Origin of the sequence: Rhodococcus sp. KRD162, assembly GCF_017168335.1 — a bacterium.
Lineage (GTDB): Bacteria > Actinomycetota > Actinomycetes > Mycobacteriales > Mycobacteriaceae > Rhodococcoides.
The window spans coordinates 169,995-195,791 of record NZ_JABFAU010000015.1; the positions used below are offsets into that span (position 1 = coordinate 169,995).

At 64.8% G+C, this 25,797-nt stretch carries 33 protein-coding genes; 9 read left to right on the forward strand and 24 right to left on the reverse strand.

The window, feature by feature from the left end; genetic code table 11:
- Nucleotides 1-215 precede the first annotated feature (215 nt).
- The 3 genes from J1M87_RS21570 to mycP all read left to right on the forward strand — a co-directional run bounded on the left by J1M87_RS21570 (nt 216) and on the right by mycP (nt 4,332).
- The gene (locus J1M87_RS21570) at nt 216-1,205 is read left to right on the forward strand and encodes an LLM class flavin-dependent oxidoreductase (protein WP_206491846.1); all 990 of its coding nucleotides are present in this window, start codon (nt 216-218) and stop codon (nt 1,203-1,205) included.
- 125 nt (nt 1,206-1,330) lie between these two features.
- Nucleotides 1,331-2,944 (forward strand): type VII secretion integral membrane protein EccD, encoded by a 1,614-nt coding sequence (eccD, locus tag J1M87_RS21575; RefSeq protein ID WP_206491847.1) that lies wholly within the window; start codon nt 1,331-1,333, stop codon nt 2,942-2,944.
- 50 nt (nt 2,945-2,994) lie between these two features.
- A complete protein-coding gene (mycP, locus tag J1M87_RS21580; RefSeq protein ID WP_206491968.1) occupies nt 2,995-4,332 on the forward strand; it encodes a type VII secretion-associated serine protease mycosin in 1,338 nt (445 codons plus the stop codon).
- A 6-nt stretch (nt 4,333-4,338) separates the two neighbouring features.
- Here the strand turns inward: mycP and eccB are convergent, their stop codons facing one another.
- Nucleotides 4,339-5,793: a type VII secretion protein EccB gene (gene eccB, locus J1M87_RS21585; protein WP_206491848.1), complete on the reverse strand. Its 1,455-nt coding sequence runs from the start codon at nt 5,791-5,793 to the stop codon at nt 4,339-4,341.
- Between the two features lie 130 nt (nt 5,794-5,923).
- On the opposite strand from eccB, the gene eccE reads away from it, so the two are divergent.
- Entirely contained in the window at nt 5,924-7,612 is a 1,689-nt protein-coding gene (gene eccE / locus J1M87_RS21590) for a type VII secretion protein EccE (RefSeq protein WP_206491849.1), read from the forward strand.
- Between the two features lie 9 nt (nt 7,613-7,621).
- Here eccE and J1M87_RS21595 read toward each other — a convergent pair whose 3' ends face one another.
- The 10 genes from J1M87_RS21595 to J1M87_RS29095 all read right to left on the reverse strand — a co-directional run bounded on the left by J1M87_RS21595 (nt 7,622) and on the right by J1M87_RS29095 (nt 13,307).
- Nucleotides 7,622-8,179, reverse strand: coding sequence for an NADPH-dependent FMN reductase (locus J1M87_RS21595; protein WP_206491850.1), 558 nt, complete (start codon nt 8,177-8,179; stop codon nt 7,622-7,624).
- A 27-nt stretch (nt 8,180-8,206) separates the two neighbouring features.
- Nucleotides 8,207-9,103, reverse strand: a complete 897-nt coding sequence (truA, locus tag J1M87_RS21600; RefSeq protein ID WP_206491851.1) for a tRNA pseudouridine(38-40) synthase TruA — start codon at nt 9,101-9,103, stop codon at nt 8,207-8,209.
- A gap of 5 nt (nt 9,104-9,108) precedes the next feature.
- A complete protein-coding gene (rplQ, locus tag J1M87_RS21605; RefSeq protein ID WP_206491852.1) occupies nt 9,109-9,696 on the reverse strand; it encodes a 50S ribosomal protein L17 in 588 nt (195 codons plus the stop codon).
- A 34-nt stretch (nt 9,697-9,730) separates the two neighbouring features.
- A complete protein-coding gene (locus J1M87_RS21610) occupies nt 9,731-10,795 on the reverse strand; it encodes a DNA-directed RNA polymerase subunit alpha (RefSeq protein ID WP_027496332.1) in 1,065 nt (354 codons plus the stop codon).
- A gap of 99 nt (nt 10,796-10,894) precedes the next feature.
- Nucleotides 10,895-11,500, reverse strand: coding sequence for a 30S ribosomal protein S4 (rpsD, locus tag J1M87_RS21615; protein ID WP_206491853.1), 606 nt, complete (start codon nt 11,498-11,500; stop codon nt 10,895-10,897).
- Between the two features lie 21 nt (nt 11,501-11,521).
- Complete coding sequence (gene rpsK, locus J1M87_RS21620; RefSeq protein ID WP_027496331.1) at nt 11,522-11,935, reverse strand: 30S ribosomal protein S11; 414 nt, start codon at nt 11,933-11,935, stop codon at nt 11,522-11,524.
- Nucleotides 11,935-12,309 carry a 30S ribosomal protein S13 gene (rpsM, locus tag J1M87_RS21625; protein WP_027496330.1) on the reverse strand — a complete coding sequence of 125 codons (375 nt, stop codon included), beginning with the start codon at nt 12,307-12,309 and terminating at the stop codon, nt 11,935-11,937. Before rpsM ends, rpsK begins: the two co-directional genes overlap by 1 nt.
- Nucleotides 12,310-12,513: 204 nt before the next feature.
- The gene (rpmJ, locus tag J1M87_RS21630) at nt 12,514-12,627 is read right to left on the reverse strand and encodes a 50S ribosomal protein L36 (RefSeq protein ID WP_025347279.1); all 114 of its coding nucleotides are present in this window, start codon (nt 12,625-12,627) and stop codon (nt 12,514-12,516) included.
- A gap of 89 nt (nt 12,628-12,716) precedes the next feature.
- Complete coding sequence (gene infA, locus J1M87_RS21635; protein ID WP_005140011.1) at nt 12,717-12,938, reverse strand: translation initiation factor IF-1; 222 nt, start codon at nt 12,936-12,938, stop codon at nt 12,717-12,719.
- A 246-nt stretch (nt 12,939-13,184) separates the two neighbouring features.
- Nucleotides 13,185-13,307 (reverse strand): hypothetical protein, encoded by a 123-nt coding sequence (locus tag J1M87_RS29095; RefSeq protein ID WP_274611043.1) that lies wholly within the window; start codon nt 13,305-13,307, stop codon nt 13,185-13,187.
- Here J1M87_RS29095 and J1M87_RS21640 point away from each other — a divergent pair.
- Nucleotides 13,294-14,154: a glycosyltransferase family 2 protein gene (locus J1M87_RS21640; protein WP_206491854.1), complete on the forward strand. Its 861-nt coding sequence runs from the start codon at nt 13,294-13,296 to the stop codon at nt 14,152-14,154. The two genes, J1M87_RS29095 and J1M87_RS21640, sit on opposite strands and share 14 nt — an antisense overlap.
- A gap of 22 nt (nt 14,155-14,176) precedes the next feature.
- On the opposite strand, the gene map is transcribed toward J1M87_RS21640, so the two are convergent.
- The 9 genes from map to rpsH all read right to left on the reverse strand — a co-directional run bounded on the left by map (nt 14,177) and on the right by rpsH (nt 19,860).
- Nucleotides 14,177-14,974, reverse strand: a complete 798-nt coding sequence (gene map / locus J1M87_RS21645; RefSeq protein WP_206491855.1) for a type I methionyl aminopeptidase — start codon at nt 14,972-14,974, stop codon at nt 14,177-14,179.
- On the reverse strand, nt 14,975-15,529 hold the full coding sequence (locus J1M87_RS21650) for an adenylate kinase (RefSeq protein WP_206491856.1): 555 nt from the start codon (nt 15,527-15,529) through the stop codon (nt 14,975-14,977).
- Nucleotides 15,526-16,848, reverse strand: a complete 1,323-nt coding sequence (secY, locus tag J1M87_RS21655; RefSeq protein ID WP_206491857.1) for a preprotein translocase subunit SecY — start codon at nt 16,846-16,848, stop codon at nt 15,526-15,528. The genes J1M87_RS21650 and secY overlap by 4 nt, the downstream gene beginning before the upstream one ends.
- Before the next feature lie 311 nt (nt 16,849-17,159).
- Nucleotides 17,160-17,603 carry a 50S ribosomal protein L15 gene (gene rplO, locus J1M87_RS21660; RefSeq protein ID WP_206491858.1) on the reverse strand — a complete coding sequence of 148 codons (444 nt, stop codon included), beginning with the start codon at nt 17,601-17,603 and terminating at the stop codon, nt 17,160-17,162.
- Nucleotides 17,604-17,605: 2 nt separating this feature from the next.
- Complete coding sequence (gene rpmD, locus J1M87_RS21665) at nt 17,606-17,785, reverse strand: 50S ribosomal protein L30 (protein ID WP_008718256.1); 180 nt, start codon at nt 17,783-17,785, stop codon at nt 17,606-17,608.
- Nucleotides 17,785-18,456, reverse strand: coding sequence for a 30S ribosomal protein S5 (rpsE, locus tag J1M87_RS21670; protein ID WP_206491859.1), 672 nt, complete (start codon nt 18,454-18,456; stop codon nt 17,785-17,787). Before rpsE ends, rpmD begins: the two co-directional genes overlap by 1 nt.
- A 34-nt stretch (nt 18,457-18,490) precedes the next feature.
- Nucleotides 18,491-18,907, reverse strand: a complete 417-nt coding sequence (rplR, locus tag J1M87_RS21675; protein WP_241257311.1) for a 50S ribosomal protein L18 — start codon at nt 18,905-18,907, stop codon at nt 18,491-18,493.
- 1 nt (nt 18,908) lies between these two features.
- Nucleotides 18,909-19,448: a 50S ribosomal protein L6 gene (rplF, locus tag J1M87_RS21680; protein WP_206491860.1), complete on the reverse strand. Its 540-nt coding sequence runs from the start codon at nt 19,446-19,448 to the stop codon at nt 18,909-18,911.
- 13 nt (nt 19,449-19,461) lie between these two features.
- On the reverse strand, nt 19,462-19,860 hold the full coding sequence (gene rpsH / locus J1M87_RS21685) for a 30S ribosomal protein S8 (protein WP_008718266.1): 399 nt from the start codon (nt 19,858-19,860) through the stop codon (nt 19,462-19,464).
- Between the two features lie 397 nt (nt 19,861-20,257).
- Here rpsH and J1M87_RS21690 point away from each other — a divergent pair, with 397 nt between their 5' ends.
- Together J1M87_RS21690 and J1M87_RS21695 are read left to right on the forward strand one after the other, a co-directional pair.
- Entirely contained in the window at nt 20,258-21,625 is a 1,368-nt protein-coding gene (locus J1M87_RS21690; protein WP_206491861.1) for a glutamine synthetase family protein, read from the forward strand.
- A 1-nt stretch (nt 21,626) separates the two neighbouring features.
- Nucleotides 21,627-22,325, forward strand: a complete 699-nt coding sequence (locus J1M87_RS21695; RefSeq protein WP_206491862.1) for a hypothetical protein — start codon at nt 21,627-21,629, stop codon at nt 22,323-22,325.
- 97 nt (nt 22,326-22,422) lie between these two features.
- Here J1M87_RS21695 and J1M87_RS21700 read toward each other — a convergent pair whose 3' ends face one another.
- Genes J1M87_RS21700 through rplN form a run of 4 tightly spaced genes read right to left on the reverse strand, consistent with a single transcriptional unit; the run spans nt 22,423 to nt 23,873 of the window.
- Nucleotides 22,423-22,608, reverse strand: coding sequence for a type Z 30S ribosomal protein S14 (locus tag J1M87_RS21700; RefSeq protein ID WP_206491863.1), 186 nt, complete (start codon nt 22,606-22,608; stop codon nt 22,423-22,425).
- 4 nt (nt 22,609-22,612) lie between these two features.
- The gene (rplE, locus tag J1M87_RS21705; protein ID WP_206491864.1) at nt 22,613-23,185 is read right to left on the reverse strand and encodes a 50S ribosomal protein L5; all 573 of its coding nucleotides are present in this window, start codon (nt 23,183-23,185) and stop codon (nt 22,613-22,615) included.
- 1 nt (nt 23,186) lies between these two features.
- Nucleotides 23,187-23,504, reverse strand: coding sequence for a 50S ribosomal protein L24 (gene rplX / locus J1M87_RS21710; RefSeq protein WP_032397537.1), 318 nt, complete (start codon nt 23,502-23,504; stop codon nt 23,187-23,189).
- Nucleotides 23,505-23,873 (reverse strand): 50S ribosomal protein L14, encoded by a 369-nt coding sequence (rplN, locus tag J1M87_RS21715; protein ID WP_008718280.1) that lies wholly within the window; start codon nt 23,871-23,873, stop codon nt 23,505-23,507. It lies immediately after the preceding gene.
- 206 nt (nt 23,874-24,079) lie between these two features.
- On the opposite strand from rplN, the gene J1M87_RS21720 reads away from it, so the two are divergent.
- The gene (locus J1M87_RS21720) at nt 24,080-25,153 is read left to right on the forward strand and encodes an endonuclease domain-containing protein (protein ID WP_206491865.1); all 1,074 of its coding nucleotides are present in this window, start codon (nt 24,080-24,082) and stop codon (nt 25,151-25,153) included.
- Nucleotides 25,150-25,794 carry a hypothetical protein gene (locus J1M87_RS21725; RefSeq protein WP_206491866.1) on the forward strand — a complete coding sequence of 215 codons (645 nt, stop codon included), beginning with the start codon at nt 25,150-25,152 and terminating at the stop codon, nt 25,792-25,794. The genes J1M87_RS21720 and J1M87_RS21725 overlap by 4 nt, the downstream gene beginning before the upstream one ends.
- Nucleotides 25,795-25,797: the final 3 nt, after the last annotated feature.

Below are 25,797 nucleotides of genomic sequence, written 5' to 3' on the forward strand. Positions count from 1 at the left end.
GCGCCCCCACAACTGCCTCGCGGCGACCTCCCCCCGAGGCCACGTGGACGACAGGCTAACGCATCGGAGACCGAGTGGTCCATACATCTCCTCGGGCGCGCTCGGTCCGGTTGCGCACGCGCTCGTCGACGAGAAATAGAACACCCGCCGGCGCCGTTGCACAGGAATGTGGCTCCTCGGCCGCGTGCTCGTCGAACGAAAGGTTGGCCCCCACCGTGCCTGTACCCCTGTCCATCCTCGATCTCGCTCACGTGGGCGAGGGCGAAACAGTCCGCGACAGCTTCGACGCGAGCGTCGCACTCGCTCAGCACGCAGAGAACTGGGGCTACCGCCGAATCTGGTACGCCGAGCACCACAACATGAAGACGATCGCGTCGTCTGCCACGTCGGTGCTGATTGCGCACGTAGCTGCCCATACCGAGAAAATCCGGTTGGGGTCCGGCGGCGTCATGCTGCCCAACCACGCGCCCCTGACGATCGCGGAGCAGTTCGGCACGTTGGCGACGCTGCACCCGGGACGGATCGATCTGGGTTTGGGTCGCGCCCCCGGAAGCGACCAGGTGACGATGCGGGCAATGCGCCGCGACCCCACATCCGCGGACCGCTTTCCGCAGGACGTGCAGGAGTTGCAGGGCTACCTGTCGTCGGAATCGCTGGTACCGGGGGTGAGTGCAACGCCCGGGGCCGGTACCGAGGTGCCGCTCTACATCCTGGGGTCGTCGTTGTTCGGCGCTCAACTCGCCGCTGCGCTCGGGTTGCCGTACGCCTTCGCCTCGCATTTCGCGCCGGATGCCCTCGAACAGGCCGTCGAGATCTACCGTCGTGACTTTCGACCGTCGGCGCAACTGGCGGAGCCTCATCTGATCGTGGGGGTCAACGTGATCGCCGCCGACTCGGTTGCCGAGGCACAGGCGCAGTTCCTGCGCACCAAACGCAGCCGGGTGAGCTTGCTGCTCGGACGCGGCCGCACGTTCACCGACGAGGAAGCCGACATGGTCCTTCAAGCGCCGGCGGGCCAGCAGATCGCGAACATGACCAAGTACTCCGCCGTCGGTACACCGGACATGGTGAAGGAGTATCTCGATCGCTTTGCCGAGCGCACTGGTGCCGACGAGCTGATCGTGGCGTCCGGAGTCTCCGACCGCGCGGCATGGCTGCGATCTTTCGAGCTGCTGGCACAGGTGAGCGACTTGGTTCCGGCCTGAGCGCGTGCGGGCGGAGGTGCGCGTGACGGACGATTGCGTGTCCTGAGGATGTCGTAAGGTGTGCACGCAGATGCCCATTGGGGCGGGCATCGCACGCGAACAGCACGCATCCGGGGGGATCTTTGATGACACGCGCCGAGAGCCGTCCATCGGCCGGCATTGCGCCGTCGACCATCGCAGCAGACGCCAACCGCCGCGCGCAGGGCACGCACGCGATCTTCGCGCAGGAGGTCTGTCGGGTGACGGTGTTGGCCAGGTCCACCCAGGTGGACATCGCGCTTCCCGTGGACGTTCCGGTCTCGCTCCTGGTTCCCGGAATCGTCGACATGCTGGCCGGAGTGGAGCCTGCGGAACGACCCCGAGGAGCTGTGGAGCCTGCGGAACGACCCAGCAGAGCAGCGGAACGACCCGGGGGGACTGTGGAGCCCGCGGAACCACCGGGCGACTCGTCCGGGGTGAATTCCGATCAGGCAGGGCTACCGGTCGCGTGGACGCTTGCCCGGATCGGGTTTCCCCCACTGGCGCCGACTGCGACCTTGGCCGAGTCGTCCGTGCGAGATGGTGAGTTGCTCGTGTTGGGTATCGCCGAGCGGCCTGCGCCGGCTCCACTGTTCGACGACCTGATGTATTCCGTTGCCAGGGCGGGTAGTGACGATGTTCCGCACTGGACTGCGCACACGGCCCGCACTGTGGGTTCGGTCGTCACCGGCGCGATGGTGGCACTGGCCTGCGGGATCGTCCTGCGTGGGCCGATCCGCGCCGGGGCCGACAATCTCGGCAATCTCGTCGAAGGTGTCGCGGCTGTCACCGTGTCGATTCTGTTCGCGATAGCGGGGATGATTCTGGCGCGGGTGTATCGACAGGATGCCGTCTCGGTGCTGTTCGGTGGATGTGCGGTGGTGCTGGTGTTCACCGGTGGAACGCTGCTGGTGCCTGGGCAGTTCGGTGCGGCGCAGTTGATGCTGGGTTCGGCGATGGCCGGTGCTGTCGCCCTGTTGTCGCTGCGTATCGGGGGGACGGGTTTCGCGCTGTTCACGGCCGCGATCGTGCTGGCACTTGCGACGTTCCTCGCCGCGGTCGCCACGTTGTTCACCACGGTGTCTCCGGCCTCGATCGGCGCTGTTGCGGCTCTGTGTGGTCTCGCCGGCATCGCGATGTCCGCACGTGTGTCGATGATGCAGGCGAAGTTGCCGCTTCCACCGGTTCCCACCGCTGGTGCGCCGTTGGATACCGTCGAAGAGGCCGAGCTCGACGCGATCTCGTTCGACGATCTGCAGGGGGCGGCGGCCAGGGCACGTAGTTACCTGACCGGACTTCTGGTGTCGTTCACCGTCGCGGTTGTGGCAGGAGTTCTCGTCGCCGCGGCGACCGGTATCGACGGCGGCGTTCGGTGGCCCGCAGTTGCTCTGGCGGCGCTGTGTGCGCTCGTTCTACTCCTTCGCGGACGGACATATGCTGTTGTGGCACAAGCTGTTCCGCTTGTCGCGGGCGGTACGACGATCCTGCTGTCGCTGCTTGTCGGTGCCATGCTTGCACTGCCTCAGCACACTCTCGCATTCTTCGGCGCAGCAGTGGCCGGAGCGGTGACGGCCTCGGTCTTCGGAGCGTTCGTCCCTACCCGCACGTACTCGCCGGTGATGCGAAGATCTGCCGAGTTGCTCGAGTACGCCGTCATCGCCATGGTCATTCCGATTGCCGTGTGGGTGTGCGGCCTGTACAGCGCCGTCCGCGGTCTGTGACTCCGCGTCGGCAGCGATCGCTCGCCGTTGCGGCGCTCACTGCATGTGCGCTGTTCGTCGATGCCGCTTTCTCCATCTCGCCTGCACATGCCGAACGTCCACTGGTCGATCCTGCCCAGTTGCCTGCCGCGAGCGCGCCCGCCCCACTCGAGCCGACGGAGCAGAGGAATGCATGCGCGCTTCCTGCGGAGACAACCGACTCGCCGGAAGTACCGACTGCATCGAAGGCACTGGACTTCGCGTCGGTCTGGCCGATCACTCGCGGGGCCGGTCAGGTGGTTGCCGTCATCGATACCGGAGTCACAGCTCATCCGCGTCTTCCGGGTCTGATCCCTGGTGGCGACTATGTCAGTGACGGGGACGGGTCGTTCGACTGTGATGCGCACGGCACCATGGTCGCTGGTCTGATCGCCGCCCAGACCGTACCGGGCAGCGGATTCGCCGGTGGCGCGCCCGATGCCCGCATTCTTTCGATTCGGCAGTCCAGCAATGTTTTTCAGATCGTGGACAACCGGAGCGAGGAAGAGAAGGAAGCCGAGCCGGAGAACGCTGCGGGGTACGGCAACGTTCGTACCATGGCCATGGCGATCAGGACCGCGGTCGATGCGGGGGCATCGGTGATCAACATCTCCGAGGTGGCCTGCGTGCCCGCGGGCAACGGTGTGGCCGACGGCCCACTCGGTGCTGCGGTGCACTATGCGGTTCGCGAAAAGAACGTCGTCGTAGTCGCCGCTGCCGGCAATCTCGGCAGCGCCGCCTGTCAGACCCAGAACCCGATGGTCGATCCCCTCCGGCCCGATGCGGACCCATGGGCTGCGTTCGCGACCATCGCGACCCCGGCATGGTTCGACGATGTGCTGACGGTCGGCTCGGTGGAAGCCGACGGCACCCCGTCCTCGTTCAGCTTGGCCGGTCCGTGGGTCGATGTCGCCGCTCCGGGGTCGAACATGATCTCGTTGTCGTCCTCGGGCAACGGGTTCGCGAACGGTACTCGGGGTCGCGACGGCGTGATCCCGTTGACCGGGACGAGTTTTGCGGCACCGCTGGTGGCTGCAGTCGCGGCCCTCGTTCGGGCCCGTCGCCCGGATCTGTCGGCGCTCGAGGTGGTGGACCGGATCGAACGAACGGCGCACGCACCTGCCGAAGGATGGAACCCGCTCGTCGGTCACGGGATCGTCGATCCGCTCGCTGCGGTGACCGATCTCGTGAGTTCTGCTCCCCCACCGGCAGTCACGGACAGTGTTGCCATGAGTCCGCCGTTGCCACCGCCTGCGCCGGATCATCGCCCTCGAACTGTGGCGGTGACCGGTTCGGTGCTGGTGGCGGTCGCTTTGGCGCTCGGCCTTGCGCTGTCGATACCGTTGCGCAGGCGGGCCGTGCGCGACTGAGCCACGCTACTTCGGCGGGAGGGACGCGGCCTGCGGGTCGGGTGCGACTCCGTCGTGCATCGTGAGGGCTTGGCCTCGACCGAGGGTGGGGCCGCTACCGAGCAGTCGGAGTATCTGCCACGGCGCTGGTGCGGGTGGTCCGAATCCCAGTGCCGACGCCGCCTCTGTGTTGTCGACTCCGTATCGGACCCCGGTATCGGCGACGAAGAAGAGGCTGTCCTGGCGAGTGCTCGACGTGGAGATTCCGGTGCTGCGGACGTACCCGCCGCTCCCGGGCGGCAGATAGACCTGATCCACGGCGTCTGCGCCCCCATCGGCTTGAGCCAGCACGACCGGGTGTGCGCCGGGTTCGAGCGGTAGCCCGCGCCCCGCGGACTCGACGAGTCGAGCGGACGGTCCGCCGTCGGCGACCTCGAGCGGCTCCCAGGTCAGGCACGAGACGGGACGCTCGCCGGTGTCCACGATGACGGGGGTGGTGGCCGGGAAAGTCGACACCGCAACCCCGGCCGAGGTCTTGGGTGCAGCCCGGAGAACGTCGGGATTGACCGCTGCGATATCCGGACTGCCCTGTGAATCGGTGAACTTGATGAGCAGCGCCGCAGTTTCGTTGATCGCCTGGATACCGTCTTCGAGTACGACGTAGTACTGCACGTCGCGCCCGGCGACCTGGACGACCGAACCTATTGTTCGACCTTCGAAGGGGAACGGCGGAATCTCACCGGCTCGGGCAATGAACGGTGCCGCGACAGCAGGTGCCGTGGGCACCGCATTGAGCAGTCCGGCACTCACCGGGGACGGGACGGCGTCCTCGAGTCCGAGTGCGCGCACCACTGCCCTGTCGGCCAGATCGACGGGCGATTTGGTGCCCTCGTGCACCAGGTACGCCGTGTCGTTCGATGTCCACAGCAAGGCTTCGGATTCGGTCAGCGGAGCGGCACCGTCACCGTAATGAGGACTACCTGCCACGACTGTCGTCGAGGTCACACCGGCGATCGGATCGACGGTGTCGCATACGGTCCACGGTTGGGCTCGACCGTTGCCGTCGTACGCGAGTGCCGACGGGGCTCCGGGAATACCCACCAGCGCCCCGCGCGGCCGCGACGCGATCTCCGAGTCGTCGACCGTCACCGGATTGTCGGGTGCACCGACCACCAGCCGGGCCGACGCGAGATTGAGCACCGGGTGGAAAACCTCGTCCACCTTCACGAACATCGCGGCCGAATCCTTGCCGACCACGATAGCTGCGTCGCCGATCTTGTCCTGGGGTCGAAACAGGGCCAGTGCGGCGCACCCCGCCAAACCGATGCATGCGATGACGACGCCCACCAATAGTGCCCTCGACTGCGATCTCATCGGATCGTGCAGCATGCGCGCATCGCGCCGGATCAGCGCGTGTTCCATTCGGCGAACGAGAAAGCGGTACCCGCCAACCTGCCACTTCGTTGTCGGCGTGGACGCCACAGTTCCTCCCCAGGATTGTGCAGACCCGATCCCCATTCGGGTCACGCGACACAGTACAGTTCGTCCGCATACCCAGGCGACCGCGTCGGAGACGGTCGATGGGTAGTGCGACCTTCGGGGGGAGGGTTCGATGGCACGTTCGTATTCGGTGGCGGGTGGGCGAGAGGCCGTGCCTTTCGTAGCGCCGACGGTACGTCGCGTGCTCGCGGCCGAGATCGCTGCCGTGGCAACAGGTCTTGCGTTGCTTGCAGCATCGGTGCGGCCCGTGTGGGCGCTGCTCGGCGCTATCGTGGTGGCGCTCCTGCCGTTCGTGACCGTTCGCCGTAAACCGGTCTTCGACTGGTGTCGAGTCTGGCGGCGGTTCCTCACGAATCGCAGTCCCGAGGTGGGCGTCACCACCGAGTACACCGACACGAACGGTGCCCCGGTCGGTGTCCATTGGCACCGCAACACGGTCACCTGCACCCTCGAAATCAGTCCGCCTCGACATTCGAGCACTGTCTTGGGTAGGTCGAGTGCCGATACGCAGTACACACTGCCCGTCGACGCACTCGCGTCGAGCATGCATCAGCACGATATCGAGGTGTGTTCCATCGACGTCCTCGCTCTCGGCTTTCGTAGCGAGTCGGGCTCGGCAGCCACCCAGGTGTACGAGGAACTCATCGGTCCCCTCCCTGCTGTGGCGCTGCGGAGGGTCTGGATCTCGGTCACAGTGGACCTGCGGGCGAACGCCCGAGCAATCGCGCGCCGGGGACACGGCCGGGCAGGGGCAGCGCGAACAGCCGTCGTCGCGACCACACGCGTCCGCCGTGCCCTCCAGACCCACGGCGTGTCCTCACGACTGTCCACGAGCTCCGAACTCCACGCGGCCGTGGCGCACCTGTGCCGGGGGGTAGGTATCAGCGACCTCACTCAGACATGGTCCGCGGCACCTTTGCCGGGAGTCTCCAGTGTCGGTTTCGGAATCGATTGCAGCGCAATCACTGCCGAGGAGATTGCCACCCTGTGGGCGACGCCGTCCCTCGGCACCGGCATCGCGTTTCATCTCGAACCCGGACGCGCCGACGGCGAGCTCCGCGTCCGTGCGTCGTGCCGGTTTGCAGCCCGTGAGCCGGTTGCAAAACCCAGGATCCGCGGAGTGACATCGATGGGCGGAAGCCAGCGCGACGGCATCTTCGCGCAACTACCGCTCGCGGTTCCGTCGCTGACGTCGCTCTCGCCCACGCGAACCGTCGAGACCGCTGTGCTCGACGAGCTGAGGCTGCCGGTCAGTGGCTGCGGCCAGCTGCTGGGATCCGATGCCGGTGGGCACGGTGTGGCGGTGCGCGTGTTCGGTTCCGGTGTCTCTCGGGTTCGGATCGCCGGGGAGCTCTATCTCGCCCAGCAAATACTCTTTCGTGCCATCGCCATCGGGGCGAGGGTTGTCGTTCGAACCGATCGCCCGCACGCATGGCGATCGCTCGTCGACGCGATCAATGCCCCCGACCGCTTGTCGGTGCACACCGACGCGACACCGCCTCGCGGATCGTTCGACGTGATCCTGGACGACTTCGCGCACGGGTCGATGCCGCTCGAGCCACAACGCGGTTCCGGGGTGACCCGGATGTCGTTGGCCGAGCACGAGCCCGGATCGGACCGGTCCGAGCGTGGCCGGCAGCGCCAGGAGGCAGATCTGTCGATCGTCCAGCCGCACGCCTCGGGTGATCGAATTCAGGTCCGCTCGGGGCCGATCGACATCGAACTGACTCTGGTGACGATCCCCCAGGAGACAGCGTTCATCGGTCGTCCGCGGAGTCTGCGGCCTGCGGTGCGTGCCTGATCGGTGCTCTCAGCCCGGGTACTCGGCGTGCTGTCGAGCTCCGGTCACTGCATCGGCCCACCATTCGATCTGGTCCAGCAAACGCCCCAGTGCATCGACCGCTGCTGCGTCATCGATCCCGCCTGCCGAATCGAACCTCTTGCGCACCCTGTGCAGCGACACGCTGTCTCGAACCGAGACCATGTGCAGCTCGGCGGTGATCTGGCGCAGCTGTTCGGTAGCGCGGACTCCGCCGCCGAGTCCTCCGTAGGAGACGAACCCCACCGGCTTTGCTCGCCATTCGAATTTCACCGTGTCCAGTGCGGTCTTCAGCGATCCAGGAACGCCGTGGTTGTACTCGGGTGTGACGAATACGAAGGCGTCGCAGGCACCGATTGCCCGCGTGAATCTCTCGGTGTCGTCGCTCGGGATCAGCGTGTTCGGCAACTCGAACTCGGCCAGGTCCACCTCGACCACCTCGAGGGTGTTCCGCTCGGCGGCGATGCCGCGAACCCACTCCGCGACGATCGGTCCGACGCGGCCGGCGCGGACACTACCGACGACGACCGCAAGCTGTATCGGCTGCATCGTTCGACACTAGTCGGTGTCGGATGATCAGCCCTCTCCCCCGCAGCACCCGTCGCCCGCGATCGCCGAGCGCATCTCTCTCGTGGCGGCATTTCGCGCTGCGAGCATCTCGGCCGGTGGATAGTCCACTCCAACCAGCGCCAATCCGTGTGCAGGGGCCACCGTCACCTCGCTGGATCGTTCTCGCCGCGTCAGAAGCGACCGCGCCCATTCGGGTGTCCGTCGGCCCTCACCGACTGCCTGCATGGCACCGACGAGGCTGCGCACCATCGACCAACAGAATGCGTCGGCACTGACGAACGCGGTGACACGATCACCGTCGCGCTCCCAGTCGAACCGCTGCAGTTCTCGTACGGTGGTGGCACCGTCTCGCCTCTTGCAGAACGCCGCGAAATCGTGCAGTCCGATCAGGGCGGCCGATGCCTCCCGCACTGCGTCCAGATCGATGGGCCTGGGCCAGGAAACGACTCCGGCAACGTCGAGCGGGTCCACCCCGTAGAGCGCTGTGCTGAATCGATACTCGTAATGTCTGCGGAACGCCGAGAACCGTGCATCGAAATCGCGGGAGACGGCGCTGATCGCCCGCACGCGAACATCGGTCGGCAGAAAGCGGGCCATGCGCCGGACGAGTCGCTGATGATCGGCGGGAACCTCGACGGCATCGAAGTGGGCAACCTGACCTGTTGCATGCACTCCTGCGTCGGTTCGGCCTGCGACCGTCAGCTCGATCGGTTGCCGCAGCACGGTCGAGAAGGCTTCCTCGAGTACGCCGCAGACGGTACGGATTCCCGGCTGGCGAGCCCATCCGGAGAAGTGGGTGCCGTCGTAGGAGATGTCGAGGCGGTACCGGGTGGGTACCGACAAAGCGGGCCCGCCTTCCCCGGGGGGAATGGCGGGCCCGCTTCGATCGTGCGCGGAAGACAAAAGGACTAGTCCTTCTTTGCTTCCTCGGCCTCGGGCGCGTCCGACGCGTGTGCGTCGTTGTCCTCGATGCCATCGATGACTGCGTCGGCGTTGGCTACCTCGGAGTCGGCCGCGTCGGCTTCGACAGCCTCGACGACGTTCTCGTCGGACGCATCCTCGGCCGGAGCCTCGGTTGCGGCGGGAGCAGCCTTCGAAGCCTTCACGCGGCGTGCGCGATCGGCTTCGTTGGACACCGTCTGCTCGTTGACGAGCTCGATGATGGCCATCGGCGAGTTGTCACCCTTGCGGGGGACGGTCTTGATGATGCGCGTGTAGCCACCGTCGCGATCGGCGAAGAAAGGCCCGATCTCGGCGAAGAGCTTGTGCACGACATCTTTGTTGTTGATGGTCTTGAGAACCTCACGACGATGCGCCAGATCACCCTTTTTGGCGTGGGTGACGAGCTTCTCGGCGTGCGGACGGAGGCGCTTGGCCTTCGACTCGGTGGTGGTGATGCGGCCGTGCTCGAAGAGTGACGTCGCCAGGTTGGCCAGGATGGCCTTCTGGTGCGACGCCGACCCGCCGAGACGGCGGCCCTTGGTGGGCTTGGGCATGATGAATCTCCTAGTAAGAGCTCCAGCGAGCTGATTACAGCTGTTCTGTCTCGGCGTAGTCCTGCTCGGCACCTTCGGTGTCGCCGAAGGAGCCGGCGTCGGTGTCACTCCACGTGCCCGTGGTGGCATCGTAGCCAGGCACGGTGCTCGGATCGAACGACGCGGGGCTGTCCTTGAGGGAGAGGCCGAGCGAATGCAGCTTGACCTTCACCTCGTCGATGGACTTCTGCCCGAAGTTACGGATGTCGAGCAGATCGGACTCGGTACGACCAACCAGCTCGCCGACGGTGTGAACACCCTCGCGCTTGAGGCAGTTGTAGGACCGGACGGTGAGGTCCAGATCCTCGATGGGGAGTCCGAAGGAAGCGATGTGATCGGCCTCGGCGGGCGAGGGTCCGATCTCGATGCCTTCTGCTTCGACGTTCAGCTCACGGGCGAGGCCGAAGAGCTCAACCAGGGTCTTGCCCGCCGAAGCGAGCGCGTCCCGCGCGGTGATGGAATTCTTGGTCTCCACGTCGAGAACGAGCCGATCGAAGTCGGTGCGCTGTTCGACGCGGGTGGCCTCCACCTTGTACGTGACCTTGAGCACGGGCGAGTAGATCGAGTCGACCGGGATACGGCCGATCTCGGCACCCGAGGCCTTGTTCTGAACGGCGGGGACGTAGCCGCGACCGCGCTCGACGACGAGCTCGATCTCCAACTTGCCCTTGTCGTTCAGGGTCGCGATGTGCAGATCAGGGTTGTTCACCGTCACGCCGGCCGGGGGAACGATGTCGCCTGCGGTGACAGCGCCGGGGCCCTGCTTGCGGACGTACATGGTGACCGGTTCGTCCTCTTCGGAACTGACCACGAGGCCCTTGAGGTTCAGGATGATGTCGGTGACATCTTCCTTGACTCCCGGAACGGTGGTGAATTCGTGGAGGACGCCGTCGATGCGGATGCTGGTGACAGCAGCGCCGGGAATCGACGACAGCAGGGTGCGGCGGAGCGAGTTGCCGAGTGTGTAACCGAAGCCGGGCTCGAGCGGCTCGATGACGAATTTCGAGCGGTTGTCGGCGATGACCTCTTCGGTCAGCGTCGGGCGCTGTGAAATGAGCATTCTGTGTTCCTCCTGTACGGGCGTCCGCTATTTGACGCCCACGTGTGGAGGCGAAGACGCAGGTGAGTCTCGCGGGGAGACCCACCTGCGTACCGCGCCTTACTTCGAGTAGTACTCGACGATGAGCTGCTCCTGGAGCGGCACGTCGATCTGTGCGCGCTCCGGCAACCTGTGCACCAGGATGCGAAGACGGTTGGGAACGACCTGCAGCCACGGGGCGACGGGGCGGTCGCCGTAGCTCTCGCGGGCGATCTGGATCGGCAGTGTCTGCGCGGACTTCTCGCGGACGTCGATGATGTCGTACTGCGAGACGCGGTAGCTGGGGATGTCCACGCGCTTGTTGTTCACCAGGAAGTGACCGTGCGTGACCAGCTGACGGGCCTGACGACGCGTGCGTGCCAGTCCGGCACGGTAGATGACGTTGTCGAGGCGGCTCTCGAGGATCGTCAGCAAGTTCTCGCCGGTCTTGCCGACGGTCTTGTTGGCTTCCTTGTAGTACAGACGGAACTGCTTCTCCATGACGCCGTAGGTGAAGCGAGCCTTCTGCTTCTCCTGCAGCTGGAGCAGGTACTCGCTCTCCTTGATCCGCGCGCGACCGTGCTGGCCGGGCGGGTACGGACGACGCTCGAACGCCTGGTCGCCTCCGACGAGGTCGACGCGCAGACGACGCGACTTGCGGGTGATAGGACCGGTATAACGTGCCATTTTCTAAACCTTTCCTTCCCGCTAGACCCGACGCCGCTTGGGCGGACGGCAGCCGTTGTGCGGCTGAGGGGTGACATCGGAGATGGTGCCGACCTCGAGGCCAGCAGCCTGAAGCGAGCGGATAGCGGTCTCACGGCCGGAGCCGGGACCCTTGACGAACACGTCGACCTTCTTGACGCCGTGCTCCTGTGCCTTGCGTGCAGCGTTCTCGGCTGCAAGCTGTGCGGCGAACGGAGTCGACTTGCGCGAGCCCTTGAAGCCCACGTGTCCCGAGGAAGCCCACGAGATGACGTTTCCGGCGGGGTCGGTGATCGACACGATCGTGTTGTTGAATGTGCTCTTGATGTGCGCAGATCCGTGCGGGACGTTCTTCTTGTCCCTGCGACGCGTCTTCTGCGCCTTCTTCGGACCGGTACCGCGTGCTTTGGGGGGCATTACTTCGCCTTCTTCTTGCCGGCAATGGTGCGCTTGGGTCCCTTACGGGTACGCGCATTGGTCTTGGTGCGCTGCCCACGAACGGGCAGACCACGACGGTGGCGAAGACCCTGGTAGCAGCCGATTTCGATCTTGCGGCGGATGTCGGCCTGAACCTCGCGGCGCAGGTCGCCCTCGACCTTGAGGGACTCGTTGATGTAATCGCTGAGCTTGCGCAGATCGTCGTCGCCGAGATCCTTGCTCCGCAGGTCGGGGCTGACGCCCGTTGCTGCGAGGATTTCCTTGGAGCGGGTACGGCCGACGCCGTAGATGTAAGTCAGTGCGATCTCCATGCGCTTTTCGCGCGGCAGATCCACACCTGCGAGACGTGCCATGTGGCATTTCCTTTTCTTGTCCGGAGGTCTGCTCCCAGTCCGTCCCCTGTGTCCTTCTCGCCACTGGGGCGTGAAGCGTCTTTCAACAAACTCAGTGGGGCCCCGGCCTCCGTGCCGGGGGTCTGCCGCAACGCGTCTGTCGCGGTTGGTGCTGGGAGGTCATCTTCTAGCTGTTGCCAAGCCGACGTGCGAAATGCTCGGTGGTTATCCCTGACGCTGCTTGTGACGCAGGTTGTCGCAGATCACCATGACGCGTCCGTTACGACGAATCACCTTGCACTTTTCGCAGATCTTCTTGACGCTCGGCTGAACCTTCACGTCGTTGATCTCCTGTGTGTAGCTCGGCACCACTGCGTGCAGTGGTTCCCAGCATGGTTCCCCCCGACCGGACGTGGCCGGGGAAGCTCTTACTTGTAGCGGTAAACGATGCGTCCACGCGTGAGGTCGTAGGGCGAGAGCTCCACGACGACGCGATCCTCGGGAAGGATGCGGATGTAGTGCTGACGCATCTTTCCGCTGATGTGAGCGAGTACCTTGTGGCCGTTTTCGAGCTCAATGCGGAACATCGCATTGGGCAGCGGTTCGACAACTCGGCCCTCGACCTCGATAGCACCGTCTTTCTTGGCCATATCCTCCGCGATCCTGGCTCTCACACCTGGTTGATTGCATCTGTTTCCGTTACCGTGATGCGCACCCACCGATCCGAATTCTCGGGCCGGGTGACACCGGAAGAACTCGCGGGCCCCTCGAGGCACGCGAACATCCGGCGCGCAGGGCGCACCGTCGATCTATGTTACCGGCAAATGCACACCAGGCCAAATGCGCTGTGCGTGGTTCTCGGCGCGGCCGCAATTTCGTGGGTTCAGGTCTTCGCGCTACGGTGAGCGCAGCTTCTTCACAAGCTTCACAGTCGGCGTGCGCTCTGTGATGTCCGACGCCACGAGGTACTTCTTGAGCTCGAACTTGCCCGACGACACTGCGACCGTGTCGGTGATCATCCCGGTACACAACTCGAAAGCCGTACTCGACCACCAACTGCGAGCCCTCGCGGCGCAGGACTATCTGCACCGGTTCACCGTCATCATCAGCGACAACGGATCGACGGACGGACTTCGAGCACATATCGAGAGCCATCCGCTTCGTACCGCCCTCGACCTGACGTACGTCGACGCCTCCCAACACATCGGGGCGTCGTTCGCTCGCAATCGTGGGGCCGATGCCGCCGACGCTCCCATTCTGGCCTTCTGCGACGCCGACGACGTCGTACACCCGACGTGGCTGCGGCGTCTGACTGCCGAGCTCGAGCTGTGCGATCTCGCGGGGACCGGCCTGAGCACCGAAGCACTCAATTCCGACACCGCGCGCGCCGCAGTTCCGTTCGCGCCACCGTCGCAGCAGGGAAAGTCTGCCTTTCGGCCGTTCGTGATCGGGGCGAGTATGGCGTGCCGTGCATCGACCTACCGAGATCTCGGCGGGATGCTGGAATTCGTTCACGCCGGCGAGGACATGGAATTCTCCTGGCGCGCACAACAAGCGGGCCTGCGACTGCACTTCATAGCCGAGCCGTTGGTGCACTACCGGCTGCGTACCGGCTACCGGGACAACTGGCGGCAAGCAGGAGCACTGGGATACGGATCGGCCCATGTTCGCGGCATGTACCGAGGTGCCGGATGCCCGCCGTTCCGCATCCGCACCAGCGCACTCGCACTGCTCGTACTGGGACTCCGCAATCCGCTGCTGCCGACCGCGCTGACGAAGATGCCGACGCGACTGTGGCTACGTTCGACGGCAGCCCACCTCGGCATCATCCGTGGTGGCCACCGGTACGGCTCGTTGACCTGGTAGCTCTGGCGAGCGCCTGGTAGCGCTAGCGAGGGCGAAGAGTCAGGATTCGGGGACCGTCTTCGGTCACGGCGACCGTGTGTTCCCAGTGCGCGGATCTCGACCCGTCCGTGGTCACCACGGTCCAGCCGTCGTCGAGGGTGTCGGTCTCGTAGGTGCCGAGCGTCAGCATCGGTTCGATCGCCAGTGTCGACCCGACCACCAACTCCGGGCCCTTGCCCGGTGCACCCTCGTTCGCCAGGAACGGTTCCATGTGCATTTCCCGACCGATGCCATGACCGCCGTAACCGTCGACGATTCCGTACTTGCGGCCGTGCGCCTGCTCCGCCGCGTGTGTTCCGGTTTCGATGGCGTGCGAGACGTCCGTGAGGCGGTTGCCGGGAAGCATCGCGGCGATGCCTGCTTCCATCGACAGCCTCGTGGCCTCGCTCAGCATCGAATCGGCCTCGATGATGTCGCCGACGCCGAAGGTCCACGCGGAGTCGCCGTGCCAACCGTCGAGCACTGCTCCACAATCGATGGACACCAGATCTCCGGCCACCAACAACTCGTCGGCCGACGGGATGCCGTGCACTACACGATCGTTGACCGAGGAGCAGATGCTGCCGGTGAAGCCGTGGTAGCCCAGGAACGAGGGCACGGCGCCGGCGTCCCGAATGACCGCCTCGGCCACCCGGTCGAGTTCGAGCGTCGATACCCCGGGAACAGCGGCTTCTCGAACGGCCACCAGCGCAGCACCGACGACCGCACCGGCCGCGGCCATGGCATCGAGCTCGCCTGCACTGCGGAACGGTACGACCTTGCGTTTACGGCCGAATGCCATTTACTTACCGTGGTTCTCGATGGCTTCGAGCGCGCGTGCGTTGACTTCTTCCACCTCGCCGATGGCGTCGACCGTGACGAGCTGCCCGGCGTAGTAGTCGAGCAGCGGAGCGGTCTCGTCTCGGTACACCTTGAGCCGGTTGCGAATGACGTCCTCTTTGTCGTCCTCACGTCCGCGCGCGAGCATGCGGTCGACAACGACGTCCTCGTCCACGACGAACGAGAGCACGGCGTCGAGCTTGGTGTTCAGATCGGACAGGATGCCCACCAGCGCCTCGGCCTGGCCGACCGAACGCGGAAACCCGTCGAGCAGAAAGCCGTTGACGGCGTCGGGCTCGGCGAGACGACTGCGGACCATATCGACGGTCAGCTCGCTCGGCACCAGATCGCCGGCATCGAGGTATTTCTTCGCTTCCAATCCGAGCGGGGTCTTCTCGCCGATATTCGCACGAAACAGATCTCCGGTGGAGATGTGGGGCACGCCCAGCTTCTCGGACAGGAGCACTGCCTGGGTGCCTTTGCCGGCACCGGGGGGACCGAGCAGGACAAGTCTCACTTGAGGAACCCTTCGTAGTTGCGCTGCATGAGCTGGCTTTCGATCTGCTTCACGGTATCGAGTCCGACACTGACCATGATCAGCACGGCCGTACCACCGAACGGAAGATTCCCGCCGCCACCCGAACTGCCGATGTCGAGGAACAGGTTCGGGAGCACGGCAATCGTGCCCAGGTAGATCGAGCCGGGGAGCGTGATGCGACTGAGGACGTAGTTGAGGTAATCCGCAGTCGGCTTGCCGGGACGAATCCCGGGGATGAACCCGCCGAATTTCTTCATCTCGTCGGCCCGCTCTTCGGGATTGAACGTGATCGCCACGTAGAAGTACGTGAAGAAGACGATCAGACCGAAGAAGATGGCGATGTACACCGGGTTGGCGGGGTTCACCAGATACTCGTTGATGATGCGCTGCCACCAACTCGGATTTGCGGCTGTATTGGCCGAGGTGAGCTGCGCGATCAGATTCGGCAGGTACAGCAGTGAGGACGCGAAGATCACCGGGATGACGCCCGCCTGGTTGACCTTGAGCGGCAGGTACGTCGAGGAGCCGCCGTACATCTTTCGACCGACCATGCGCTTTGCGTACTGGACGGGAATTCTGCGCTGGCCCTGCTCGACGAACACGACGCCGGTGATGATGAGGAACGCTGCGAAGCAGACGAACCCGAACACCAGGCCACCACGGCTCTCGAGGATCGAGTTGCCCTCGGACGGAATGCGCGAGGCGATTCCGGCGAAGATCAGCAGCGACATTCCGTTGCCGACACCGCGTTCGGTGATGACCTCGCCGAACCACATGACGATCGCTGCGCCTGCTGTCATGACCAGGACGATGATGACGAGACCGAAGATGGATTGGTCGGCAATGATGTCCTGTTGGCATCCCTGCAGAAGCTGTCCGCGCGAAGCGAGGGCCACCAGGCCGGTCGCCTGCAGGATGGCCAGCGCGATCGACAGATAGCGCGTGTACTGCGTCATCTTGGCCTGTCCCGACTGTCCCTCCTTGCGGAGTTCCTCGAACTTCGGGATGACGACGGTGAGCAGCTGCACGATGATGCTGGCGGTGATGTACGGCATGATGCCGATCGCGAACACCGACAGCTGAAGGAGCGCTCCACCGGAGAACAGGTTGATCAACGAGTAGATGCCTGCCGAATCTCCACCGGAGACCTGGTCGATGCATGCTCGGACATTGGCGTAATCGACACCCGGCGACGGCAAGGTGGCACCGAAGCGATACAGGGCCACCAGACCGAGCGTGAAGAGGATCTTCCGTCTCAGGTCAGGAGTCCTGAGGGCCGACACGAAGGCGGAAAGCAAAGATCCTCCTGGCACGACTGCGTTGACGCCGCGAGCGCTTCGCAGGGAGCGTGTACTCCCATGAGCCTCACGAGCATGGACTGCTGGCGACATTCATCGCCCGCATCGATACGAACTTCTGTGAACTCTAGAACTCTAACAGTGCGCCGCGAACCACCCGACGGTCAGTGTTGGCCCCTGCCCGTTCGGTCGCGCTGCGGGGCGCACCGCGTAGGCAACGATGGCCGCAGCTCAGCTGCGAGAGCTGTGGCTGCGGCCATCGTCACGAACGGATGTCCGGCGCACTACCGATCAGTGCACCGAAGCGGTGCTCATACCTCGGTAGCAGAACCGCCGGCAGCGGCGATCTTTTCCTTGGCGGAGCCCGTGAACTTGTTGGCCGAGATATCGACCTTCACGGTGAGGTTTCCGTCTCCGAGAACCTTGACGAGCTCGTTCTTGCGAACAGCTCCCTTGGCGACCAGCTCGGGGATACCGATCTGACCACCCTCGGGGAACAGACGCTCGATATCGCGCAGGTTCACGACCTGGAACACGACACGGTTGCGGTTGGTGAAGCCCTTGAGCTTCGGGAGCCGCATCTGGAGCGGCATCTGTCCACCCTCGAAGCGGGCCGGCACGTTCTTGCGTGCGCCGGTTCCCTTGGTACCGCGACCTGCGGTCTTGCCACGCTTGCCACCTTCACCGCGGCCGACGCGAATCTTCGACGACTTGGATCCGGCTGCGGGGCGCAGGTGGTGCAGTTTGATGGTCATGGTTAGACCTCCTCAACAGTTACGAGGTGGCGCACCGTGTTGACCAGTCCGCGGTTCTGCGGGTTGTCCTCGCGGACGACCGTCTGGCGGATGCCCTTGAGCCCGAGAGTACGCAGGCTGTCACGCTGGTTCGCCTTCTGGCCGATGGTGCTCTTGATCTGGGTGACCTTCAGCTGAGCCATTACTTCACCGCTCCTGCCTGTGCGCGTGCGCGCAGCATTCCGGCGGGTGCAACCTCTTCGAGGGTCAGGCCGCGGCGAGCCGCAACTTCCTCGGGACGCTGCAGACCCTTGAGGGCTGCGACGGTTGCGTGCACGACGTTGATGGCGTTGTCGCTACCGAGCGACTTCGACAGCACGTCGTGGACACCGGCGCATTCGAGCACCGCGCGCACCGCGCCACCGGCGATCACACCGGTACCGGCACTGGCCGGACGCAACATGACGACGCCTGCAGCGGCCTCGCCCTGGACGGGGTGCGTGATGGTGCCGGCGATCATCGGGACGCGGAAGAAGCTCTTGCGAGCCTCCTCGACACCCTTCTGGATGGCCGCGGGAACTTCCTTGGCCTTGCCGTAGCCGACGCCGACCAATCCGTTGCCGTCACCGACGATGACGAGGGCGGTGAAGCTGAAGCGTCGACCACCCTTGACCACCTTGGAGACACGGTTGATCGTGACGACCTTCTCGATGAAGTTCGACTTGTCCGCAGCGTTGCCGCCACGGCCGTTGTCACGACGGTCACGACCGCCACCGCGGTTGTCGCCGCGCTGGTTGTTGTCGCCACCTGCGTTGGGGCCACTGTTCTGTCCGGCGGGGCCGCTTCCGCCGTCACGCCGTTGACGTCCCGGCATCAGGCTGTCCTTCCGTTGTCAGTCATTGTCATCATCAGAACGTCAACCCGCCTTCGCGAGCCGCGTCTGCCAGAGCCGCGATGCGGCCGCTGTAGCTGTTTCCGCCACGGTCGAACACGACCGCTTCGATACCGGCAGCCTTGGCACGGGCAGCGATGAGCTCGCCGACCTTCGTGCTGACGGCCTTCTTGTCTCCGTCGAGTGCACGCACGTCTGCCTCGATGCTCGACGCGCTGGCAAGCGTGTGGCCCGCGAGATCGTCGATCAACTGGACGTGGATGTGACGCGAGGACCGGTTGACGACCAAACGGGGACGCTCGGGGGTACCGGAGATCTTCTTGCGAAGGCGGAAGTGGCGACGTGCCTTCGACAGGCGACGCTTCGTCGAGACGTCGGTGCCACGCGGAGTGCGCTTGACGACGTTCGCCTTGTCTGCTGTTTGCTGGCTCATATCACTTACCCGTCTTTCCGACCTTGCGGCGGATCACTTCACCCTCGTAGCGGATGCCCTTGCCCTTGTACGGGTCGGGACGCCGCAGACGACGAATGTTGGCCGAGATCTGACCGACCTTCTGCTTGTCGATGCCGACAACGGTGAATCGCGTGGGCGACTCGACCGTGAACGTGATGCCTTCCGGTGCTTCGATCAGCACGGGATGGCTGTAACCGAGTGCGAACTCGAGGTCCTTGCCCTTGAGTACGACGCGGTAACCGACACCGTGAATCTCCATCTTGGTGGTGTAACCGTTGGTGACACCGGTGATGAGGTTCGCGACGAGAGTGCGCGAGAGACCGTGCAGCGAGCGGCTCTTACGCTCGTCGTCGGGCCGGGTGACGGCAATGGAGCCGTCGTCGGCGCGCGCGATCTGGATGGGCTCGGCAACCGTCAGGCTCAGGGCACCCTTGGGGCCCTTGACCGCAACGTTCTGGCCGTCGATGGTGATATCGACGCCAGCGGGAACTGCTACTGGCAGCTTTCCAATACGTGACATGGTGGTGGCCTCCCTACCAGACGTAGGCGAGGACTTCTCCGCCCACACCCTGCTTGGCCGCCTGACGCTCCGTGAGCAAACCGGTGGACGTGGAGATGATCGCCACGCCCAGGCCGCCGAGAACCTTGGGCAGATTGGTGGATTTTGCGTAGACCCGGAGACCGGGCTTGGAGACGCGTCGCACGCCGGCGAGGCTGCGCTCACGGCTCGGGCCGTACTTCAGATCGACGATGAGGGTCTTGCCCACCTCGGCGTCTTCCGTGCGGTAATCGGAGATGTAGCCCTCGCGCTTGAGGATCTCGGCGATGTTCGCCTTGAGCTTCGAGTGGGGAAGCTTCACCTCGTCGTGGTACGCCGAGTTGGCGTTGCGCAGACGGGTCAAGAAGTCTGCAATTGGATCGGTCATCGTCATGGTGTGACCTGTGCACCTTTCTCGCAGCGGTTCCCATGCAGCACGCGCGGGCTGGTGCCTGTGAGTTTCGTGGAAACCAACGGGCCTGGCTCGTCACATCGTGGGCCTACAGCGAAGTGAACATGTCCTGACCGACTGTTGCCGGTCAGGGGTTGCGCTCCAAGCAGTGCATCGCTGCACTGCCAGGTGTTACGAGCTTCCGCATGTTCAATGCTGACGTACGGAGTACTCGAGGTTGCATTGTGTATTGCAAGGACTCGCGTGCAGGCACGACGAAGCCCGGGCAACCGCTCTAGTGTAGGCATCGCGCACCCGAAGACCAAATCGCCCTACCATTGTGCGGTAGCTCTGGTCCAGTCGGACACCCCGAGAGTCACTTCTTCGCTAACGTCGGCTCATGACGGACTCGCAGCCAGTTGATCTCGCACACCTGACTCACACTCTGCGGGACGACAACATCGTCGGGGTGACCATCGGCTGGGTCGACAACAACGGCGTCGTGCGTTCCCGCACCGTGCCGACCGCAGAACTGGCCGCCGCCGCACGTCGCGGGGTCGGCATCACCTCGGTGTTCGCGGTGTTCGATTCGCACGACGGGATCACCTTCGCCCACGGTGGACTCGCGACGCCGTCCGGCGATGTGCGGTTGATCCCGGTGATCGACACCACGTCGAGTGTGGTCCCCCTCGCCGGGCAGCCCGGTTTGGCCTGGGCGCACGGCCGGCAAGTCTCGGCCGACGGCTCGGCGTGGCCCTACGATCAGCGAGCCGTACTCGAGCGTCAGGTGAGGCGCGCAGCCGACGCGGGCTTCGAGGTGCGGGCCGGATTCGAGATCGAATGTGCGCTCACCCGCGAATCCGACGGGCTGCCCGCTCATCGAGGGCCGGCGTACTCCGCCAACGCGATGCGCGATGTCGACGAATTCGTTGTGCAACTGCTCCGAGACCTGTCCCGGAACGGTCTCGGTATCGGTCAGATCCATGCCGAGTACGGCGGTTCCCAGCTCGAGATCGCGCTCAGCCCGCTCGATCCCCTTGCCGCAGCCGATGCACAGGTGCTGGCCAGGCAAACCATCCACGCAGCGGCACGAGCACGGGGATTGCGGGCCAGCTTCGCTCCCCTACCGTCGTCGAGCAATGCCGGCAATGGTTGGCACCTGCACACCTCGCTCGTTCGCGACGGTCACAACGCCCTCACCGGCGACGGAGAACACGGCTTGTCCGAGACCGGGCGGTCGTACATTGCCGGTCTGGTGCGCGAGCTGCCCGGTCTGGTCGCCGTCACGGCACCGAGTTCGGGCTCGCTGCTGCGTCGTCGACCCGGCTACTGGGCGGGGGCCTTCGGGTTCTGGGGCGTCGAAAACCGCGAGGCAGCGGTACGACTGGTGCCGGCCACCCCTCTTCTCGGCTCGGAGCACACCAATGTCGAGTTGAAGGCCTGCGATGCGTCCGCGAACCCGTATCTGGCGCTGGCGGTGACGATCGCGGCCGGCCTGTCGGGGGTGGCAGATGCGGCACCGTTGCCGCGACCCGTCCAGGAGGACGTGGGCGGTTGGGACGATGCGCGTCGCGAGGCCGCCGGTATCTCCCCGTTGGCCACCACCCACGACCAGCAGCGCGAGAACCTGTTGTCCTCCGCACTGGTCGCGGACGTGTTGGGCTCGGACCTTCTCGGCGCGTTCGTCGCCTGCCGCGACGCCGACGCCGCGTGGGCGGCCGGTCACACCGAGGACGAACTGCTCGAATCGCTGCGCTGGATCTACTGACATGCTGCACCGCTTCACCGGAGCAACAGCACTGCTGTCTGCCCTCGAGCATGCCCTGCCACAACCGGATCAACTCTGTGGACCGTTCTCGGCTTCGGTCGCGCTGGCGGCCGTTCTCGACGACGACATTCCCGACATCACGGCCATCGCGGTCGCGTCGGGCTCGACGATCTGGCCGGGTGAGTTCCACGCCGCTCGCCCTCCCGGTTCTCCGAGGATCACCGATGGGTGGGATGCGCTGTCGACGTCAGAGTCCATCGAAGCGGCGGGGACGAGCGCAGCGGGTCTGGCGGCGGGCATCGAAGCTGCGACCGGGAACCGCGTCCTCGTCGTTTCGATCGCGCAGCCGGGTGCATCGGAGGTGTCACTGCTGCTGACCCGCCTCGCCGACGCGCGATTCCGCTTCGGTGTGCTGGCCAACGTTCACACCGGCGGACTGACCGAATTCGATTGGAACGTAGGTCATTTCGTGACCATCTGGGGTTTCGACGCGGCCGAGGACACGGCCGCGATCGGCGATACCTATCGGGAACTGGGTAGCCGTACGATGCCGCCGGGCTGTCGAACCGTTCCCGTTGCCGCGCTTGCGGCGGCGATGTCCGAGCGGGGCCTGCTGCTGATGGTGAACAGCGGCGATCAGCATGCGGCGGAGCATCTGGTGTGCTCGCTGAATCTACGAAGCCGGTCGTGGTCCGTGTGAGACTCGCGAGCGAGACAACGACGAAAAATGGGCGTGGGCTCCTCGAAAGGAACCCACGCCCATTGTTCATGGTGTGGTGAAGCCCGCAGGCTTCAGATCACCAGGAGCTCTTGTGAACTCCGGGAAGCTCTCCGGCGTGTGCCATCTCGCGCACGCAGATACGGCAGAGGCCGAACTTGCGGAACACGGAATGGGGACGGCCGCAGCGGTTGCAGCGAGTGTATGCGCGCACCGCGAACTTCGGCTTCTTGTTGGCCTTGTTGACCAGTGCCTTCTTCGCCATGGACTCAGTTCTCCTTGAACGGGAAGCCGAGGTGCTTGAGCAGCGCGCGGCCTTCTTCGTTGTTGGTTGCGGTGGTTACTACGGTGATGTCCATGCCGCGCGGACGGTCGATCTTGTCCACATCGATCTCGTGGAACATCGACTGCTCGTTGAGGCCGAACGTGTAGTTTCCGTTGCCGTCGAACTGCGTGCCCGAGAGGCCGCGGAAGTCCCTGATTCGGGGAAGGGCAATGGAGACCAGACGGTCGAGGAACTCCCACATGCGGTCGCCACGGAGGGTGACGCGTGCGCCGATGGGCATTCCCTCGCGCAGCTTGAACTGCGCGATGGACTTGCGGGCCTTGCGGATCTCCGGCTTCTGGCCGGTGATGGCAGCGAGGTCGGCAACTGCACCGTTGATCAGCTTGGCGTCACGGGCGGCGTCGCCGACACCCATGTTGACGACGACCTTGACGACACCGGGGATCTGCATGACGTTCTCGTATGCAAATTCGGTGTTCAGGGCGTCTTTGATCTCGGCGCGGTAGCGCGCCTTGAGGCGGGGCTGTGCGCCCGCGATGTTTTCGGTGGTAGTCATCTCAGATGTCCTTCCCGTTCTTCCGGGAAACACGAACGCGCTTGCCGGTTTCCTCGTCGGTCCGGTAGCCCACGCGAGTGGGGTTTCCGTCCGAGTCGACCACTGCGACGTTCGATACGTGGATCGGGGCTTCCTGGGTGACGATGCCGCCCGAGGATGCGCCGCGCTGGTTGGCGGAGACCGCGGTGTGCTTCTTGATGCGGTTCACACCCTCGACCAGAACCTTGGAGTCAGCGGGGTAGGCCTGAATGACCTTGCCCTTGGCACCCTTGTCCTTGCCTGCGATCACGAGAACGGTGTCGCCCTTGTGCACCTTCATTTACAGCACCTCCGGGGCGAGCGAGACGATCTTCATGAACTTCTTCTCACGCAGCTCACGGCCGACCGGGCCGAAGATGCGGGTTCCACGGGGATCGTTGTCCGGCTTGATCAGCACCGCAGCGTTCTCGTCGAAGCGGATGTACGAGCCATCCGGACGACGACGCTCCTTGACGGTGCGGACGATGACGGCCTTGACGACCTCACCCTTCTTGATGTTTCCACCGGGGATGGCGTCCTTCACCGTAGCTACGATGATGTCGCCGATTCCGGCGTAGCGACGTGACGAGCCACCGAGAACGCGGATGCAAAGGATTTCCTTCGCGCCCGTGTTATCAGCGACGCGTACTCGCGACTCCTGCTGAATCACTCACTTCTCCTTGACCTGGATGTACGTACGTGCCGGATTTCCGTCCCGACACGCGCGGTCGGCTGCCGGGCACGGGCGCACGAAGACACACCGCTGCCACAGGCAACCGGTCAAGTGTAGGGGAACGGGTCATGCGGATCCAAATCGCGATCGGCCCGAGCTGCGCTGTTGCCGTCCAGCCCCGAACTCTCGGTACGGTTTCAGGGATGGATCATCCTTCGGATCAGCAAGGCGTGCCGTCGACGTCGACGACGACCGATGTCGACCGATGGTGGTCCGGGCTGCCCCTGGATCGAGTCGCCCGAATACACGGGGCGTCCGCCCGCGAGCTCGCCGATTCCGTCGATCCCCTGCCTGCCGATGCTCCGGCGATCAACTTCTACACAGTCGATCCCGCATCCGCCACCCGGACCGTAGACCTCGTCGAGGCGATAGTCGCCGAACTCGAGAGTGCGGCAGTGGCCTCGGTTCCGCTCTGGCTCACCGAGTTCGATCATCACGGCGGCGCATCGACTCTGGACAGGCGCGCTGCCCGCGCGGCCGCGGTTCGGCTCGCCGCAGACACTGCCCACTTCGGCCCCTATGTCGGTTCTCTCGCCGAGTCGTGCATTGCGCAGCGTCCGGTGCGCCGGGACGCATTCACCGTGGAAACCCGGGCCGCCGGATCGGCGCGCGTACTGGCCGCGGCCTCGCAGCGCACCACAACCGCGCTGGTGTTGGTGTTGCCCACAGACGTCGACGTCGCGGTAGCGGGGACTGCCGCCGAGTGGCTGTGCAGCCACGGCGAGATGGCGGTGTGGCCGACGGGAGCCGGGGCGTCGGGGATGGACAGATTCCCCTCGGTACGGGTGCGCGCACCCGCCGTTCCACAAGGTGTCGATACCGTTCTGGAACGCTTCCGGCCGCTGAGCTACCCGCCGATCGCGGGGCACCCACACCCGGCCAGCGATCCGGAGAAGCGGCTGTACCGAGCACTCGACGTGCACGAGTGGGCCGCCGGGCGAGAGCACAATCGATCGATCAGACTCGGCGAGCTCGGCCGGCCGTTCACTGTGGACGTACTGTGGCGCACCGAGAGAGTGATCGTGGAGATCGACGGCAACGAGCACCGTGCCGCCGAGCGTTTCGCCGAGGACCGCGTTCGCGACAACCGACTGCAGACCGAGGGGTACATGGTGTTGCGGTTCACCAACGCTCAGGTGATCGACGACCCGCACCGCGCGGTCGCTACCATCCGCGAGGCAGTATCGAGAAGACGATCGAAGGGGGATCCTCGATGACCACCGAAGACCTGAACGGAACCGAGGCAGCGGTACTGCTGGTTCTGATGGCCGAGGCGAGTCCGGTCAAGAATTCCGCACTCAGAACCCTCGGCCCCGAGCTGCCCAAGTCTTCTCGCGACAAGTTGACCAACGCTGGTCTGATCGAGGTGAATACCTCGGTGCGTCCGATGACCCTCGAACTGACCGACAAGGGCTGGCGGGTCTGCGGCGAACTCATCGGGGGTGAACCACCAGCTCGATCGACTGGTGCCGGGAAGGCCCTGTTCACCGTGTTGGCCGGTGTGCGCCGGTGGTTCGATCGCACCGACACTCGTCCGGCCGATGTGTTCTTCCCCCGAGCGAACTCGGCTGCACCCACCGACGGTATCGACGCGACCGTCGACATCGAGGCAGCAATTCGCGCTGCCTACGCGCGGCTCGCTCGCGAACCCGGTTCGACGGTTCGACTGTCCCGGCTACGAAGTCAGTTGCCGGAGATCCCCAGGACCGAACTCGACGACGCCCTCGCGCGACTGCGGCGCTGCGAGGACGTCTCGCTGATCCCGGAAGAAAACCAGAAAACGCTGACCGAAGAGGAACGCGCTGCCGCGGTCTTCGTTGGAAATCAGCACAACCACCTTCTCTCGATCGAATCATGATGG